General features: G+C 36.7%; 18 protein-coding genes and 1 riboswitch. Of the genes, 10 read left to right on the forward strand and 8 right to left on the reverse strand.

The annotated features are described in order from the left end of the window. Positions 1-285: 285 nt before the first annotated feature. Positions 286-1,452, reverse strand: a complete 1,167-nt coding sequence (locus Q5760_RS24965) for a pyridoxal phosphate-dependent aminotransferase (RefSeq protein ID WP_428910189.1) — start codon at positions 1,450-1,452, stop codon at positions 286-288. Positions 1,453-1,712: 260 nt separating this feature from the next. Between Q5760_RS24965 and Q5760_RS24970 the strand changes: the two genes are divergently transcribed. The 5 genes from Q5760_RS24970 (at position 1,713) to Q5760_RS24990 (ending at position 6,558) form a co-directional block, all read left to right on the forward strand. After that, entirely contained in the window at positions 1,713-2,495 is a 783-nt protein-coding gene (locus tag Q5760_RS24970) for a carbon-nitrogen family hydrolase (protein WP_428910190.1), read from the forward strand. A 108-nt stretch (positions 2,496-2,603) separates the two neighbouring features. After that, a riboswitch (SAM riboswitch) is annotated at positions 2,604-2,705 on the forward strand. A gap of 113 nt (positions 2,706-2,818) precedes the next feature. Next, positions 2,819-3,832 carry a methionine ABC transporter ATP-binding protein gene (locus tag Q5760_RS24975; protein ID WP_428910191.1) on the forward strand — a complete coding sequence of 338 codons (1,014 nt, stop codon included), beginning with the start codon at positions 2,819-2,821 and terminating at the stop codon, positions 3,830-3,832. Next, positions 3,822-4,493 carry a methionine ABC transporter permease gene (locus tag Q5760_RS24980; RefSeq protein ID WP_428910192.1) on the forward strand — a complete coding sequence of 224 codons (672 nt, stop codon included), beginning with the start codon at positions 3,822-3,824 and terminating at the stop codon, positions 4,491-4,493. Before Q5760_RS24975 ends, Q5760_RS24980 begins: the two co-directional genes overlap by 11 nt. Before the next feature lie 35 nt (positions 4,494-4,528). Then, positions 4,529-5,374: a MetQ/NlpA family ABC transporter substrate-binding protein gene (locus Q5760_RS24985; RefSeq protein WP_428910193.1), complete on the forward strand. Its 846-nt coding sequence runs from the start codon at positions 4,529-4,531 to the stop codon at positions 5,372-5,374. Between the two features lie 86 nt (positions 5,375-5,460). Continuing rightward, positions 5,461-6,558, forward strand: coding sequence for an iron-containing alcohol dehydrogenase family protein (locus Q5760_RS24990; protein WP_428910194.1), 1,098 nt, complete (start codon positions 5,461-5,463; stop codon positions 6,556-6,558). Positions 6,559-6,609: 51 nt separating this feature from the next. Here Q5760_RS24990 and Q5760_RS24995 read toward each other — a convergent pair whose 3' ends face one another. The 3 genes from Q5760_RS24995 to Q5760_RS25005 form a co-directional block, all read right to left on the reverse strand. After that, positions 6,610-7,035: a DoxX family protein gene (locus Q5760_RS24995; RefSeq protein ID WP_428910195.1), complete on the reverse strand. Its 426-nt coding sequence runs from the start codon at positions 7,033-7,035 to the stop codon at positions 6,610-6,612. A 274-nt stretch (positions 7,036-7,309) separates the two neighbouring features. After that, the gene (locus tag Q5760_RS25000; RefSeq protein WP_428910196.1) at positions 7,310-8,095 is read right to left on the reverse strand and encodes a DODA-type extradiol aromatic ring-opening family dioxygenase; all 786 of its coding nucleotides are present in this window, start codon (positions 8,093-8,095) and stop codon (positions 7,310-7,312) included. A 14-nt stretch (positions 8,096-8,109) separates the two neighbouring features. Next, positions 8,110-8,754 carry an alpha/beta hydrolase gene (locus tag Q5760_RS25005; protein WP_428910197.1) on the reverse strand — a complete coding sequence of 215 codons (645 nt, stop codon included), beginning with the start codon at positions 8,752-8,754 and terminating at the stop codon, positions 8,110-8,112. A 156-nt stretch (positions 8,755-8,910) separates the two neighbouring features. Between Q5760_RS25005 and Q5760_RS25010 the strand changes: the two genes are divergently transcribed. Further along, on the forward strand, positions 8,911-9,450 hold the full coding sequence (locus Q5760_RS25010) for a helix-turn-helix domain-containing protein (protein WP_428912686.1): 540 nt from the start codon (positions 8,911-8,913) through the stop codon (positions 9,448-9,450). A gap of 301 nt (positions 9,451-9,751) precedes the next feature. After that, positions 9,752-10,483 (forward strand): alpha/beta fold hydrolase, encoded by a 732-nt coding sequence (locus tag Q5760_RS25015; RefSeq protein ID WP_428910198.1) that lies wholly within the window; start codon positions 9,752-9,754, stop codon positions 10,481-10,483. Between the two features lie 62 nt (positions 10,484-10,545). Here the strand turns inward: Q5760_RS25015 and phaC are convergent, their stop codons facing one another. From phaC to Q5760_RS25030, 3 genes are all read right to left on the reverse strand, one after another. Beyond that, a complete protein-coding gene (gene phaC / locus Q5760_RS25020; protein WP_428912687.1) occupies positions 10,546-11,631 on the reverse strand; it encodes a class III poly(R)-hydroxyalkanoic acid synthase subunit PhaC in 1,086 nt (361 codons plus the stop codon). Positions 11,632-11,700: 69 nt separating this feature from the next. Then, positions 11,701-12,444 (reverse strand): acetoacetyl-CoA reductase, encoded by a 744-nt coding sequence (gene phbB, locus Q5760_RS25025; protein ID WP_428910199.1) that lies wholly within the window; start codon positions 12,442-12,444, stop codon positions 11,701-11,703. A gap of 63 nt (positions 12,445-12,507) precedes the next feature. Beyond that, positions 12,508-12,960: a hypothetical protein gene (locus Q5760_RS25030; protein WP_428910200.1), complete on the reverse strand. Its 453-nt coding sequence runs from the start codon at positions 12,958-12,960 to the stop codon at positions 12,508-12,510. A gap of 217 nt (positions 12,961-13,177) precedes the next feature. Between Q5760_RS25030 and phaQ the strand changes: the two genes are divergently transcribed. From phaQ to fabG, 3 genes are all read left to right on the forward strand, one after another. Further along, complete coding sequence (gene phaQ / locus Q5760_RS25035; RefSeq protein WP_428910201.1) at positions 13,178-13,603, forward strand: poly-beta-hydroxybutyrate-responsive repressor; 426 nt, start codon at positions 13,178-13,180, stop codon at positions 13,601-13,603. An 81-nt stretch (positions 13,604-13,684) separates the two neighbouring features. Beyond that, positions 13,685-14,200 (forward strand): hypothetical protein, encoded by a 516-nt coding sequence (locus Q5760_RS25040; RefSeq protein WP_428910202.1) that lies wholly within the window; start codon positions 13,685-13,687, stop codon positions 14,198-14,200. 146 nt (positions 14,201-14,346) lie between these two features. Then, positions 14,347-15,081, forward strand: a complete 735-nt coding sequence (fabG, locus tag Q5760_RS25045) for a 3-oxoacyl-ACP reductase FabG (protein WP_428910203.1) — start codon at positions 14,347-14,349, stop codon at positions 15,079-15,081. Between the two features lie 270 nt (positions 15,082-15,351). Here fabG and Q5760_RS25050 read toward each other — a convergent pair whose 3' ends face one another. Then, complete coding sequence (locus Q5760_RS25050; protein ID WP_428910204.1) at positions 15,352-16,539, reverse strand: acetyl-CoA C-acetyltransferase; 1,188 nt, start codon at positions 16,537-16,539, stop codon at positions 15,352-15,354. Positions 16,540-16,821 lie beyond the last annotated feature (282 nt).

Raw genomic sequence — 16,821 nt, forward strand, 5'->3', positions numbered from 1 at the left:
ATCTGGGGTATCAGAGGTGACTCGAAAGGAATCATTTGTCCTCGCTTTATTCGTTTACATGTTTACAAAATTCGTACACATATTGATTTATCAAGATGTATATGAATTTGTATACTTGTAAACACTTTTGCATACATTTTGTTTACGACATTGTTTACTTGCATACATTTATCGTAAACTTATAAACATTTTTGTATACAGTAAAAATTTTAAAAAAAATGGGCAGTAGGGAATTATATTTTTTCCCTACTACCCTCATTATCAGTCTATAAAACTAGTAATCTCTTATTTAAAGAGCTTAAGTTTTTCAATTCGATTAACAGCTTCCAGTAAGCGATCCTCATCTAATAATAATCCAACCCGAATATAGCCTTCACCATGCCTCCCAAAGCCATTACCGGCAGCAACAGCAACATCAGCCTTATCTAGTAAATAATCAGCAAATTCTTCACTAGTAAAACCTTGGGGGATAGGAAGCCAAACGAAAAAGGAACCTGATGAAGCTTTTACATCCCAGCCAATTTCACGGCAAGCCGAAACGAATGTATTACGTCTTCTTTCGTATCTTTGAACGAGTTCCTCAACACAAGTTTGATCACCAGCTAATGCAGCAACTGCTGCTCTTTGTACAGCGGGAAATAAACTACAATACAGATGGTCCTGAATCAAGTTGATTGCTTCGATAATCTCTGCATTCCCAACAGCAAACCCTACACGCCACCCAGCCATATTGTAGGTTTTCGATAATGTATACATCTCAATTCCAACATCTTTTGCACCTTCAACCTCAAGAAAACTAACTGGTTTTTGACCATCAAACCCAATCGCTCCATAAGCAAAGTCATGCACGATAGCGATATCATTTTCCTTTGCAAAAGCAACCGTTTCTTCAAAAAACTCCTTACTGGCGGACGCCCCTGTGGGATTGTTTGGATAATTTAAGTACATAAGCTTTGCTTGTTCCTTTTGACTTACAGTAAAATCATGATAGTTAGGTAAAAAGTGATTCTCTTCCACTAATGGGAATGTTTCATAGCGAACATTGGCAAGAGCGACACTTGATAAATAGTCAGGATATCCTGGATCTGGCAGCAACATCAATTCACCTTCATTAAGTAAGCACAGAGGCAGTTCGACTAGCCCTGTTTTGGTACCAAACAAAATAGCTACCTCTTTATCCGGATCAAGGTCAACATGATATTGCAGTTTATAAAAGGCCGCTGCAGCCTCCTTTAATTCTGGAATTCCCCGAAATAAGGAATATTTATGTGTTTGTGGGTCCTCAGCTGCCTCTTGTAACGCTTTAACAATATGTGAAGGCGTAGGTTGGTCAGGGTTCCCTTGCCCTAAATTAATAATATCTCTCCCTTCAGATATGGCTTTATTCACTTTATTAACAAGAGTAGAAAAAAACTGTACGGGTAGTTTCTTTAAACGTTCAGAGTATTCCATCGTATCCACCTTTATCTGATCAAATTCCTCCGTCGAATTGCGACCGGATTTTTATCGAGCTTGTTCGATAAAAATCCGTGGTATCCTCCGGAGTCTAACTTCATTCAGCAGCAGTTAAACCCATCAAAAAATAGTAAAAAATTTATCATTCATCTCTTAACTTTAGAAATGGAAAACTTCTACTGAATAAAATTATATGATTGATGTTTTAATTGAAATTCTATAATCTTTATATTAAAAAGTCTAGAGGCGGTGTAAGAATGAAAATTGCATGTGTTCAAATGGATATCGCATATGGAGAACCCGAGATAAACTATACTAAAATAGAAAAATATATAAAAGAAGCAGCACAACAAAATGCAGATGTCATTGTATTTCCAGAAATGTGGAATACCGGCTACGCCTTGAGGGAATTAGATAGACTTGCAGATGAAAACGGCAGTAAGACACAACAATTATTAAAACAACTTTCCTTTAAGTACTCTGTTAATATTGTAGGGGGATCCGTTGCAACAAAACGGGATGGAAAATTTTTCAATACAATGTACATCACAGATAGACAAGGTAACATTTTATCTCAATATGATAAAGCCCATCTTTTTAAACTAATGGATGAACACCACTATATGGAACCCGGGCAAAGGATGAATAACTTTGAATTAGACAATATACCATGCGGAGGAGTTATCTGTTATGATTTACGCTTTCCTGAATGGATTCGACAACATGTCCTTCAATCCGCTAAAATCATGTTCATCCCTGCTCAATGGCCAACAAAGCGAATTGACCATTGGCAAGTACTGTTGCAAGCAAGGGCTATTGAAAACCAATGCTTTATTGTAGCCGTTAATCGAGTAGGAAAAGATCCAAATAATGATTTTAACGGACACTCCATGGTGATTGCTCCTTGGGGAGAAGTCCTTTTAAGCGGTCAAACAGATGAAGGAATCTACTATACGGAAATAGAATTAATGGAAGTCGATGAAGTCCGCCAAACCATCCCTGTTTTTGAGGATCGTAGAACCGATTTATATAATAAGTAAAGTGAAAATAATAAAAACAAATAATCTTTTTATTGACAAAGGATTAATAGATTAGTACTATTCATATATAATTTAATTCATTCAGAATTTAAACAATTTGATATATGTAACTTATCCAGAGTGACTGAGGGAAAGGCCCTATGACGTCCGGCAACCCCCATACGGGAAGGTGCCAAATCCTACAGAATCTTTTATTCTGAGAGATAAGTCGAAGTCTAAATTTGTATTTCGATGCTTCTTTCAAGTGAAAGAAGCTTTTTTAAAATCTATAATCCTCTTTATTCCTATCTAATTAATCAGTTTTGGTTGAAAGAAGGTGCCTTATGATCGAAATTAAAGATCTTACAAAAATATATAAATCAAAAAATGGTCTGATTAAAGGGGTTGATGACGTATCATTAATCATTGAAAAAGGTCAGATATACGGAATTGTAGGATATTCAGGGGCTGGGAAAAGTTCCCTTCTCCGTTGTATTAATTTACTTGAACGCCCTACCTCTGGTGAGATATTAGTTGATGGAACAAATCTAACAAAATTAAATAGTCAACAATTACGAAAGGCTCGCCTTAAAATTGGTATGATCTTCCAACATTTTTACTTAATCAGTCAAAAAACAGTGGCTGAAAACATCGCTTTTTCATTAAAAGCAGCAAAGGTCCCTAGTCATAAAATTGATCAACGCGTGAATGAACTTTTAGACATGGTTGGTCTATCTGATAAGAAAAATGTTTATCCAGCACAACTTAGTGGAGGTCAAAAACAAAGAGTCGGAATCGCAAGAGCGCTTGCTAATAATCCAACCGTCCTGCTTTGTGATGAGGCTACTTCTGCACTCGATCCAACGACAACAAGATCGATCTTAAAATTATTGAAAAAAATTAATGAAGAGCTGAACATTACCATTGTGTTAATCACCCACGAGATGGATGTCGTAAAAGAAATATGCCACCGAATGGCGATCATGCAGAATGGTAAAGTCGTGGAAGAAGGACCTGTTTATGATATTTTCGCTAGTCCACAGACAGAATTAACGAAGGAGTTTATTAGCTCTGTTGTCAATTACGATATTCCAATTGCGATTTTAGAAAAGTGTAAAGGAACCATCATTAAGGTCACATTCAAAGGCGGTATTGCTGGAGAGGGCATTATCTCTGATACTCTTCAGCAATTTAATGTACAAGGTAACTTCCTTCATGGCTCAATTGAATATATTCAAGAGTCCCCATTAGGAGTTTTTATCATGGAAATGAATGGATCCCAGGATGATATTGATCAGTCAATAGGATTTATTCGAAATCGAACTGCCGAAGTGGAGGTACTGCGTCATGGGATTTGATTTTCAACATCTTATTGAACTTTTACCCGATATCAATACGGCCTTTTTTCAAACCCTTTATATGATTGGGATTTCACTAGTTGTGGCGCTTGTCATTGGATTGCCCGTTGGAATTCTATTATTTATCACAGATAAAGGACTATTTTGGGAGAATCGTTTCGTTCAAAATGTATTAGGTTTTATTGTGAATTTAATTCGCTCAATCCCCTTTATCATATTACTTGTTGCCCTAATTCCTTTAACAAAGGCCATTGTAGGAACCCAAATTGGACCATCTGCAGCTAGTGTTTCACTGTCTGTTGCAGCGATCCCCTTTTTCGCTAGAATCGTAGAGAACGCCCTACGCGAAATTGATAAAGGTGTCATTGAAGCAGCGATTGCCGCGGGCGCTACACCATGGATGATCATAAAAGATGTTTTACTCTTAGAGGCAAAGTCAGGGATTATTTCAGGTGTTACGCTGACTTTAATTAGTTTAATAGGATTTTCAGCAATGGCTGGTACCGTCGGCGGTGGTGGAATCGGCGACTTAGCCATTCGTTTTGGTTATTATCGATACGATAATACAATTATGATTGCCACTGTTGTCATCTTGATTGTGTTAGTACAAGTGATTCAAATACTTGGTGATTTTATCGCCAAGGCTGTAGATAAAAGGTAAATAATATTATTAATAAAAGAAAGAAGGTTTTATGAATGAAGAAGTGGTTAGTTACACTCGTTTTATTTTTAGCTGTAGGCTTATTAGCAGCGTGTGGCGGCGGCGACACAGAGGAAGGTACTGATAATGCAGGGAAAGCATCAGAATCAAAAGAAATTGAATTAGGAGCAACTGCAGGTCCATATAGTGACATGTTATCAAAAGCGATTATCCCTAGTCTTGAAGAAAAAGGGTATACAGTAAAATTAACTGAATTCAGTGATTACATTCAACCGAACAATGCCCTTGATAACGGGGACATTGATGCGAATCTCTTCCAACATACGATTTATCTAGAAGACTTTGCTGAAAAAAATAATATGGATTTAACACCATTGATTATTGTTCCAACTGCACCGATGGGAATCTATTCAAACGTTTATAACTCATTAGATGAAGTAAAAGATGGAGCAACTATCGCAATTCCAAACGATCCAACGAATGCGGCTCGTGCATTTAATACATTACAAGATGCTGGTTTAATAACCGTTAGTAAAGATGCAGATCCTTTAACAGTATCTGAAAAGGATATTGAGGAAAATCCTAAAAATCTAGAATTCCAGCCGATTGAAGCAGGTCAGCTACCACGTGCCGTTGATAGCTCTGACCTATCCGCAGTACCAGGAAACTTTGCCATTGCTGCAAGCATGGACTTACTTGATGCCTTACAGCTTGAAAATATGGATGATCGTTATCGTAATGTCGTTGCGGTTAAAACAGATAATAAAGACTCTCAATTAGCAAAAGATATTATCGAGATCGTTGAATCTGAAGACTTTGAAAAAATAATCGATGAAGAATTCAAGGGCTTTGGAAAACCGACGTGGATGACTGAAAGATAAAGATTAAATACCCCTATTAAGATAGGGGTATTTTTTGTAAATTGAGATTCTTACTACCTAGATAAACGAGAAAGGAAGAAACAGTGATGGAAACTATTTTTGTACATGGAGCTCCTAGTGAGTACGTCCTAGAAGCTGGAGTACTCAATCGGTTAGAAGAGAAATTATTAGAACGTGGTTTTCAAAAAGTCCTGATTGTTCACGGTGAAAAATCTTGGTCTGCTACAGAGCCTTATTGGCCTAGTCTCAATAAAATTGAGTATACTAGATATCAATATCATGGAGAAAACTCTTTATCCCAAATTGATACAGTTGCTACTCTCACTTCGGAAGGATCCTATGATGCCATCATTGGCGTAGGCGGCGGAAAAGTCCTCGATTTAGTAAAATCAGCAGGTCATGTTTCTCATAAACCGACTGTTTTAATTCCTACTCTGGCATCCAATTGTTCCCCTTGGACGCCAGTAAGCGTGATCTATGATGATGCTGGCACATTTAATCGCTTTGATATTTACCCTGTTGGTGCATCACTCGTGTTAATAGAACCTGAAATCTTATTGCATGGTCCTCTAGACATGTTTGTTGCTGGGATTGCTGATACTCTTGCCAAATGGTATGAAGCTGATGTTCAGTTAGCCCATATTCAAAACAAATCTGTTCCCCTTGAAATCTGCTACTTCACTGCAAAACAATGCAAGGAGATTTTATTACAGTATTCGGAAGGTGCTGTAGAAGCTGCTAATTGTGGAACACTAAATGATGATTTTATTAAAGTGGTCGAAACCATTATTATGCTTGGTGGAATGGTTGGAGGTTTTGGTGACCATTACGGTCGTGTCGCTGGCGCCCATGCAGTTCACAATGGACTGACTGTCTTAGAGGAAACCCACCATGCCCTACATGGTGAAAAAGTTGCATACGGAATTCTTGTTCAATTAGTTCTTGAAAACAAATGGGAGGAGATTAAAAGCATCCTTCCCTTTTATCAGACATTAGGCTTACCCCTTTCACTTAAAAATCTAGGCGTTAACCAAGTCACGGAAGAAATGATGGTAAAAGTAGCTGAGAAAACCGTTATCCCAGAAGAATCTATTCATGTCTTACCTGGAGAAATGACAGCTGACGTGGTTAGTAAAGCCATCAAGGATTTAGAAGAATATATTCATTTAGTACTATGCGCATAAAAACAAAAGCTTACCAAACGGTTTCCTCGTTTGATAAGCTTTTTTTAAAAATTAGATATTTTCACTAACAGAATCTTGTTTTTTATTAAATAGTAGCTTGTCAACAGATAGTAATTTACTACCATTAATCACAATTACGACTGCCATTGCTAACAAAGCTAAATCCAATTCCCATCCAGCTCCTGTACCGTTCCCTAGAAATCCTGCTGCTAATTTCCCCTTTATAATAGCGCCAATCATGATAATACCTAATAAAGCAGAAACGACTTTACTCCCCAATCCAATAATTAAAGCCAATCCACCAACTAACTCAATGATCGCTACTACATAGGCTAATGAACCTGGTAGTCCAATACTTGCAAACCAACCTACCGTATTTTCAATCCCACCTGAAAATTTTACATAACCATGAACAAAGAATGTAATCCCCAATATTACTCGTAAAATAAGTGTACTTACTTCAAATTTGTTTTCCATTCTGTTTCTCTCTCCCCTGTATTAGTTTCATATTGTATTTACTTAATGAAATGCGCCAAGTTTAATCACGCTTCAAACTGCCGCATCCTGTGGCTTTCTCTTGACTATAGGACGTCCTTGTCCGTCGTCGAGATCACTCGATAAATTCCCCTTAAAATTCTGTGGCATCCCCACAGGCTTAACTTCATTCAGACAAGCATGGACCCCTCTGAATTGTTAAAAGCTATCATTCTTCTCACCAATTATACAAGTGTAAGGCACCTTCTATATGAGGTTAACCAAATTGCCAAACACTGTGGCTCAAGTTACCATATCGATAACTGCGATGCAGTAATTTAGCTTGTTTTGTATCGTCGGCAGCTCCCATAGCATAAAAGATTGGAACAAAATGCTCTTTGCCGTAAGGTGGCACAGCATGTTGAGCATTTGGTGCTAACGAATAGTAGTCAAATAGTGATGCTGTATCCCAAGTTGTTAAATGATTCTCCAACCATTGATCAAAATCAACCGCCCATTGTACATTTTCCTTACCATCCTTCTCCCACGCGACCATTCGAAGGTTATGAACGGTACCACCACTGCCAATGATCAAAACATCCTTTTCACGCAAGCTTGATAAAGCCCTTCCGATTCCATATTGCTCCTCTGGAGTTAAACGCTGATTAACGGACATGGAAATCACTGGTATATCAGCATTTGGATAAAGCATTCTAAGTACCACCCATGCTCCATGATCTAAACCACGCTGGGAATCTACTTCAAAAGGTATCCCTTGTTGGCTAAATAAGCTCTTAATTTCTTCCGTTATAGACTTATCGCCTTTTGCCGGATATTTAATGCGATATAAGGGTTCAGGAAATCCCCCAAAATCATAAATGGTTTCAAATTCATCATCTACATCACTTACCCGCTGTACGGGTGCCTCATAGTGAGCTGAAAAAAGAACGATAGCTTTTGGTTTAGGTAATGTTTTTCCTAGTCCATTTAAAAACTGTGTATAATCATTATTTTCAATTGCCAATAATGGTGCTCCATGAGCAATAAAAAGTGCTGGTAACATCGTTTTTCCTCCTTTTATTGTAGTAATTGATCTTGAATCCATTTCAATAGATCTTGGTGATTTTTCAATGAGATGGTATGACCTTCTGGATACGAATAAAAGCTTACTTTCGCTTCTAGTTTTTTGAAGTATTCTTGGGCCTCAACCCCCCATTGATAGGGTAAAACCCCGTCCATTTCACCATGCGAAATAAATACAGAAAGGTGATCAACTGGTTGTATTTCGTAATCTTCTATAACAAGTTTAGGGAGATACCCACTTAAAGCAACAATCCCCTTTATCTTTTTCCCAAGAGTTAAGGCAAGGGACATGGATAATATTGAACCTTGACTAAACCCTAGTAAAAATACCTGCTCTGAATCAATTGGGTATTGTTCAGTAGCATATTCAATAAAATGAGTTAACTGATTTAATGATTGTTTAAAAATATCACGATGCGGTTTTCCATATCCCTCTATCGTAAAAAAGGTAAAACCAGGACCTTGAGAAATGGGACCGCGGATACTAAAGATATACATTTGCTCTTCTAATCCGTGTACTAAAGGGAACATATTCTGTTCATTACTTCCCATACCATGCAACAAGAATATCGCAGGATACTTTTTATGCGGATCTATTTTATTAGGTTTACGAAGTTCATAGTACAAAGACGACTCCATACTCTTCCTCCCTTTAAGTTTTGTAATAAGAAATTAAGTTTTCAAATATGAATATTTATTGTTTATAAATTAACAGAGAATGATATGGATTGTCAACAGTTTTTTTTGGTAATATAAATATTAGTTTCATAAAAGAAAACTTTTGAGGTGATTAAACTGGATATCGGCGCCAAAATTCGTAAAATACGAAAAAGAAAACAGATTACGATAGCCCAAATGTGTGAGGCTACTGGTCTATCTAAGGGATTTATTAGTAATGTTGAAAATAATCACACCTCTCCTTCTATCAATACCTTACAAACGATTGCAAATTACCTTGAAGTTCCATTGCCTTATTTATTGCTTGAAAGAGAAGAACATATGCGTATTGTGAAAAAAAAAGAACGAGCAATTTCCACACATCATTCATTAAAAGTGGAGCATATCGCTTCATTCGGTGGATTACGGATGATGATGATTGAATTCGAACCAGGAGAGTCAATGGGGGAAGCGAATGCCCATGAAGGAAAAGAAAGCCATCTAATCTTAAAAGGGAGAGTTCTTGCGGAACAAGGAGAAGATTCCTTTATTTTAGAGGAAGGCGATTCCTTTAGTTGGAATGCCTGTGTCCCTCATTTTGTAAAAAATGTTGGCGATGAAAAGGCAATTATTTTAATTGCTGTTCATTCGGAAGAAGAATTAGAAGATATATTTTAAGCTTGCCCTACCTTTTGGTCTTCATCGATAAAATGAAGACTCTTTTTTGTGTCATTTTACTCCCTTTTGGTCTTCATTAACGGTATGAAGACCTTTTTCCATGTACTTTTACTTCATTTTAGTCTTCAAGATCAGTATGAAGACCCTATTTTACAGTCTTTTACCTTATTTCTGTCTTCATTTGAAGAAAACCCCCTAAGTTGTTTATAAAAATCACTCTACCTTTCCTTGTTTAAAATCCAGAATATTTGTACAAGATGATAGCAACGGATCAAACACCACAATGAAAGGTCGTCAAATAATGATCGTTTATCAAGATATAGGGAAAGGAATACCCATTGTCTTTATTCATGGGCTTGGCAGTAAAAAAGAGGCATGGGAACCACAACATGAACTCGCCAGTCACTATCGCCTTATTATCCCAGATATTAGGGGACATGGAGAAACGGCTATAGACCGTGATATTACGGTTAAAAACTTTGCCCTTGATATCATCCATTTACTAGATTATCTTCAGATTCCCTCAGCTTATATATGCGGTTTATCATTAGGAGGTATCATTGCCCAGGAGATATTCTGGCAACGCCCAGAAAAGGTCAGCGGCTTAATTCTTGCCAATACGACATCCTATATCCCTGTTCTGCTATCCTACCATTCCATTCAACGTTCCAAACAACTTATGATGCATAGTAAAGAACGATTACGAACTCGAATTGTACAGACTGCATTGTATAATCAATCATTTAAAGAAGAAGCTTTGAATGGATTTCAAATAAGGGATACTTATATCGATTGTGCTAAGGCACCGATTGGAATTAACTATTTTAGCATTCTCCCAATTATTCATAAACCTGTCTTATTGATCGGTGGGAGACACGATAGAGTCACACCATTTCTTAACATGGTGATGATGGGAAATCTAATAAGACATTCCCAGACAATCCTATTTGAAAACACAGGACACTTAAGCAATATTGAACAAAAAGAGGCTTTTAATGAGGCTGTTGATCAGTTCCTTCAAAGAGTGGGTTAAAAAAAGAAACGGGTGTCCATAAAGGACACCCTAGAAATGAGTTTATCTTGTCAATTTTCCGATTAATTAGAACGTTCTTCTAACCAATCTCCAACCGTTGGATACGTAATTTTTGTTGCCTTGCTACCAAATGTAATGGAAGTGTGGCCAACAGGTAAATCAATATATTGCTTATCTTTACTTGAGATGACATCCATTAATGCTTCCACTTGATGTGGTTGAGCAATAATATCATTTTGTCCTGATAGATTTAACACATTTGCCTTAATGTTGCTTAAATCTACCTTTTGACCGCGAATAACAAGTTCGCCTTTAATAAGCTTGTTTTTCTGATAAAAGTCTCTAATCCACTGACGATATGCTTCACCTGGGAAAGGAATCCCATCGTTTAACCATTTTTGAAGGAGTTTCCAGCTTTTAACAAAGCTTGAGTTTTCAGCACGGTCAACCAAGCTCACATATGGTCCGTAGAAGTTGGACATTGGTTTCACTAATTTGTTACCAAAGTCAATCATTTCTGGTGGCACAAGACCTAATGTATCAGCAACCTTATCAACATCAAAGTGCTTCTCATCTAGCATTTCACCGTATAATCCTGTATTCTCAAAATCAAAAGGACTTGTCATAAAGACAATATTACGGATTGGTAATTCTGGGTGTAGCGAAGCAAAAATACCTGTCATCGTACCACCCATGCAATAACCAAATAAGGAAACTTCATCTGCACCGGATGTACGAAGAACCTTTTTAACCGCACGTGGGATGTAATCTAAAATATAATCATCTAACTTCATATTTTTATCTTCATAGCCTGGTGTACCCCAGTCAATTAAGTATACATCGAAGCCGCGGTTTACTAAGTATTCTACAAAGCTTCCACCTTTTGTTAAATCCAAAATATATGGCTTATTAATTAAGGCATATATCATCAAGATTGGAACCTTGTGCTCAACTGGCTTATCCGAAATATAACGGTATAACTTTGCCTTATTTTTCGTCCAAATGACTTCTTTAGGTGTTGGTGCAACTTCAGGTTCTGCATCAACCATGACATCTGTAGCCTTTTTCACTTTATTAAAGACTTGTTGGTACTCTTCTGGCATGAATTCAGCCATTTCCTTCCACTCTTCAGTTACGAAAATACTAATGGTACTCACTCCTTAAAAAATATAATTCTTCTATAAAAGATATACAGTAGATGAGTGGATCATTACAAATTACATGTAAATTCCGCCATTAATATTTAACTGTTGACCTGTAATATAGTCACCGTCTTTGCATAGGAACACTACGCCTTTTGCGATTTCTTCAGGCTTACCAAGACGCTTTTGAGGGATCTTCGCTTTAAGTCCATCAAGAACTTTCTCAGGAATAGCTGCAACCATTTCAGTTCCAATATATCCAGGGCAAATTGCATTAACTGTTAAGTTTGTTTTAGCTGTTTCAAGAGCAAGTGATTTAGTAAAACCAATTAATCCTGCTTTTGCAGCTGCATAGTTTGTTTGACCAAAACCACCGAATTGGCCAATGATTGAAGAGATATTGATAATACGTCCAGCTTCAGCTTCTGTTAAGTGTGGTAAAGCTACAGATGTTGTATTGTAAACACTGTTTAAGTTTACATCAATAACTTGTCTCCAATCCTCTTCAGAAAGCTTTTTGAATGTGCTATCTCTCGTAATTCCAGCGTTGTTCACTAGAATATCTAATTGACCAAATTTTTCTACTGCTGCTTGAACTAATTTTGCAGCATCTTCACTTTTTGAAACGTCTGCTTGAACTGCATATGCTTCAACACCAAGCTCTTTAAGTTCTGCTACTTTTTTATCTGCTGCTTCACTATTACTATTATAGTTGATTACAACATTTACTCCGTTTTTCGCTAATTCTTCTGAAATTGCTGCTCCAATTCCTCTGCTTCCACCTGTTACAATTGCTACTTTGTTTTTAATTTCTGCCATGTCTGTTATCCCCCATTTTGCTATATTTAAATATTTAGATATTTTATTCAAACTAATACTATATTAGTTTTTTGCTTGAGTAGTTGTTGTTGCTTTTGGTTTTTCAGTATTTTGTTTATTTTGGCTATTTTGGTTATTTAAAATAGTAAGAATTTCGTTTAGCTTCTGATCTAATCCTTTAACATCCTTTTTAACATTAGCTAAATCACGTTGAAGAGATGGATTTGTTTGTGTTGTCTTTAAATCTTCCACTAGTTCTTCTAATTCATCAACCTTTGCATCTACATTCACAATAAGAGACGAAATACTTGCTAAATCATTTCTTGTTGGAATATTTACTGACTCTAAATAGCGTTCAGTCATTTCATCTAACATTTTTTTAAAAAGAAGATTCATTTCCAATACTTGGCCAACACCTTGAGAAGGAAAGTCCTCTTTTACTTTGTCATCAATTGAATTGCTTGTTTGGAAATAAAAGTCTTTCCACATTTCATACACATTATAATCTCTTGTCATGTTTTCTCCTCCAATACTTTATTGACATATCTATAATACTAAGTTTCTTTGTATATTAAAAGGCTAAATTTTTAAAAAATTGTAAAAAGATTGTCGAATTGTAAAGGATCATCCCGAATTGACAAAAAATTTACAAAAGTATTGAAAAATACCTTTGACAATTTCTACACTTAGGTGTAAATTACATATATGGACTTGAACGATGGAGGGATACTTGATGACAACGGACAAGAACGAGAAAAAACAACCATCTAAAGAAGACAAAATAATGACATCAATGCCAAAGAACTTAATGGTACCAGTTATTTTATTAAGTCTCCGTGATTGGAGTTTGCATGGTTATAAGATTATTCAAGAATTAACTCGATTTGGATTTACATCCATTGATCAGGGAAACTTGTATCGAACATTAAGACAACTTGAAAAGGATAATCTTGTAAAATCTGAATGGGACACAAGTCAAGGAGGTCCAGCCAAGCGGATTTATTCGCTTACAGAAGCTGGAGAAGCCTACTTACAAACATGCACAGATGCACTTGAGCAATACCAATCTATTATTAACCGCTTTTTTACGATATATATGGACATGTTTTTACCATCTAAGACAAATCATCAGCATGAAGATAAAAAAGAAGAAAAATAGAGTACACACCATTTACCACATGAATAATGACAATGCAGACTATCTGCAATGATCATAAATATTATTAGGAGGTTTTACACAATGGCAACAGCAACAAAAACTGCAGCAGAAAACTTAAATGAAACTCTATTAAGCACATGGTCTGAAGGTTTAGACAGAGTATGTAAGGCTCAAACTGAATTAGAAGCATTAGTTCTTCAAGCAATTGAAAATCAAAAAGAATCTTTAGGAAAATTAGATGGCGACATCGCTAAAATCCAAGAAGAGCAAAAGAAATTAGTTGAAGATATTCGTGAGCAAACGAAATTAAATCTTCAAAAAGTATTTGGTCAATCAGCAACTAAAGCATTTGATCAATTAAACACTCAATTTGACGAATTAAGCAATCGTGTACAAGAATTATCTTCAAAGCCATATAAAGAGGGCGTATCTTTCATTAACCAATCTCAAGACCAATTCAAGCAATCTTTAGAAAGCAACTTTGAACAACAACAAAAAGTTCGTGAAAAACTAAAAGACCAATTTAAAACAACTCAACAACTGTACATTGATTTTTACGAAACAAACTCTAAAATAGCTCTTAGCCTATTTAAATAAGGGACAGCGATTTTTCGCTGTTCTTTTTTATGGGAAGTCCGAATATGATATAACAGACACTTATCTGAAAATGACTGTATAGAACAGATGGGTGTCTTATCCCGTTCTGAGTACGAAAAATACTAGCACAAAAATGAGGTGAGCTTTTGAAATTTACTAATAAAGTGGTATTAATTACAGGTGGAGCCCAAGGTATTGGTAAAGAAACAGCGAGAAGATTTCTTCAGGAAGGTGCCAGTGTTGTTATATGCGATTATGACAAAGCAGCCGGTGTAGCTGCACTCGAGGAATTCAATAGTGATAAAGTAGACTTTTTCAAAGTAGATGTAACGAATAGCGATCAAATTCAACAAATGGTTGATTCTGTTATTGATAAGCATGGAAAAATTGACGTTTTAATCAATAACGCAGGGATTACAGTTGATGGTTTCTTAACGAAGATGGAGGAATCAGCATGGGAGAAGGTTATTGCGGTTAACTTATCCGGTGTTTTCAAATGTACGAAGGCTGTTGCCCCACATATGCTTGAACAAGGTTCAGGAGTTATACTTAATGCTTCTTCTGTTATTGGTTTATACGGAAATATTGGTCAAACCAACTATGCTGCGACAAAAGCGGGTGTGATTGGTTTAACAAAAAGTTGGGCGAAGGAATTTGGTCCGAAGGGTATCCGTGTAAATGCAGTGGCTCCTGGTTTTATCGAAACAGGCATGACAGCAGTGGTTCCACAAAAGGTACTTGACCTAATGAAGGATAAAACACCACTTAGAAAGCTCGGAAAACCAGAAGACATTGCATTAGCTTATTTATACTTAGCTTCTGACGACGCAAGCTATGTGAACGGTACAATTTTAAGTGTTGATGGTGGATTAGTTGTGTAATAAAAGAAAAGCGTAAGCGCCTTGCTCACCCCCGACAAGCACAAGACGAGCCGGCATGAAGATTGTTCTTTAATCTTCTTGACGGATTGGCTTGTGACCTCGAGGGGGTAGGCGCTGGAGCTAGACATTAATCTGACTTAAAAACTTATAGTTTCTTTAAGTACTAATTGTAAACAACGAGACTTCCTGGCCGAAGTCTCGTTGTTTTTTACACGGGATGTGCTGACACCAACATTCTCTAAGTCGATGTCCTTCTTGGCACTTCCACTTTTAAGCTTTTTCTACGATTGTAGCTACACCTTGACCTCCGCCAACACATAGAGTAGCTAATCCGTAACGGCTGTCACGCTTTTGCATTTCATGAACTAAACTAACTAGGATTCTTGCACCACTTGCTCCGATTGGGTGTCCAAGGGCAATGGCTCCACCGTTAACGTTTAATTTTTCTTTGTTAAATTGCAGTTCACGGTCAACAGCAAGTGATTGTGCTGCAAATGCTTCGTTTGCTTCGATTAAATCAATTTCTTCTAATGATAATGCTGATTTTTCAAGAGCTTTTTTCACTGCTGGTACTGGTCCAATCCCCATAATAGATGGATCTACACCTGCACTTGCATTCGCTTTAATTGAAACTAAAGGTGTAACACCTAATTCTTCCGCTTTTTTACGGCTCATAATAACAAATGCTGCTGCTCCGTCATTAATACCAGAAGCATTACCAGCTGTTACTGATCCGTCCTTTTTAAATGCCGGGCGAAGTTTTCCTAAGCCTTCAGCTGTTGTACCAAAACGAGGAAATTCATCTTGGCTAAATACTGTAACTTGTCCTTTACGTCCAGGAATTTCAACTGGAATGATTTCATCAGCAAAACGGTTTGCTTCAATTGCTGCTTGTGCTTTTTGTTGGCTCCATGCTGAAAACTCATCTTGCTCTTCACGTGAAATTTCATACTTAGCAGCTAAATTTTCAGCTGTTACTCCCATATGATAATCGTTCATTGCACACCATAATCCGTCCTGGATCATGCTGTCAACAATCTTTTGATCACCCATTTTGAACCCGTTACGGGCTCCTTTTAGGACATAAGATGCTGCACTCATATTTTCCATTCCACCAGCTACAACGACATCAGCATCTCCAGCTAAAATAGATTGTGTTGCTAATTGTACGGCACTTAAACCTGATCCACATACCCTATTAATTGTAATAGCTGAAGCCTCTTGTGGGATTCCAGCTTCAAGAGAAGCTTGTCTTGCAGGGTTTTGTCCAAGACCCGCTTGTAATACATTCCCCATAATGACTTCATCTACGTCATTAGCGTTTACACCTGCTTTTTCTAAAGCACCTTTAATCACAATTCCACCTAGTTTAGTAGCTGCTACATTTTGTAGACTACCTAAGAAACTACCAATTGGTGTTCTAACAGCACTTACAATTACAACTTCATTTACTGACATTTGATCTCCTCCAGATGATTTTATGTAGGGTTATTGATATCCAAGAAATATAATACTATAAATTGCGACATTTTTAATCACAAATTATTCGACAAATTTTGAAAAATTAATATTTACTAATAGTATTCTAATATCTATATATTGGAAACTTGTGAGATTTTAAACATGAAATATAGGTTGTGAGGGAATAGATTTTATCATTTACGGTTTATATATTAATGAAAGAACACGGATTAATCTAACGTGATCACTTTATAATCATTATTTAGAAAAATAATAATC

Origin of the sequence: Niallia sp. Kr1 (assembly GCF_050389805.1) — a bacterium.
GTDB lineage: Bacteria > Bacillota > Bacilli > Bacillales > Cytobacillaceae > Bacillus_BD.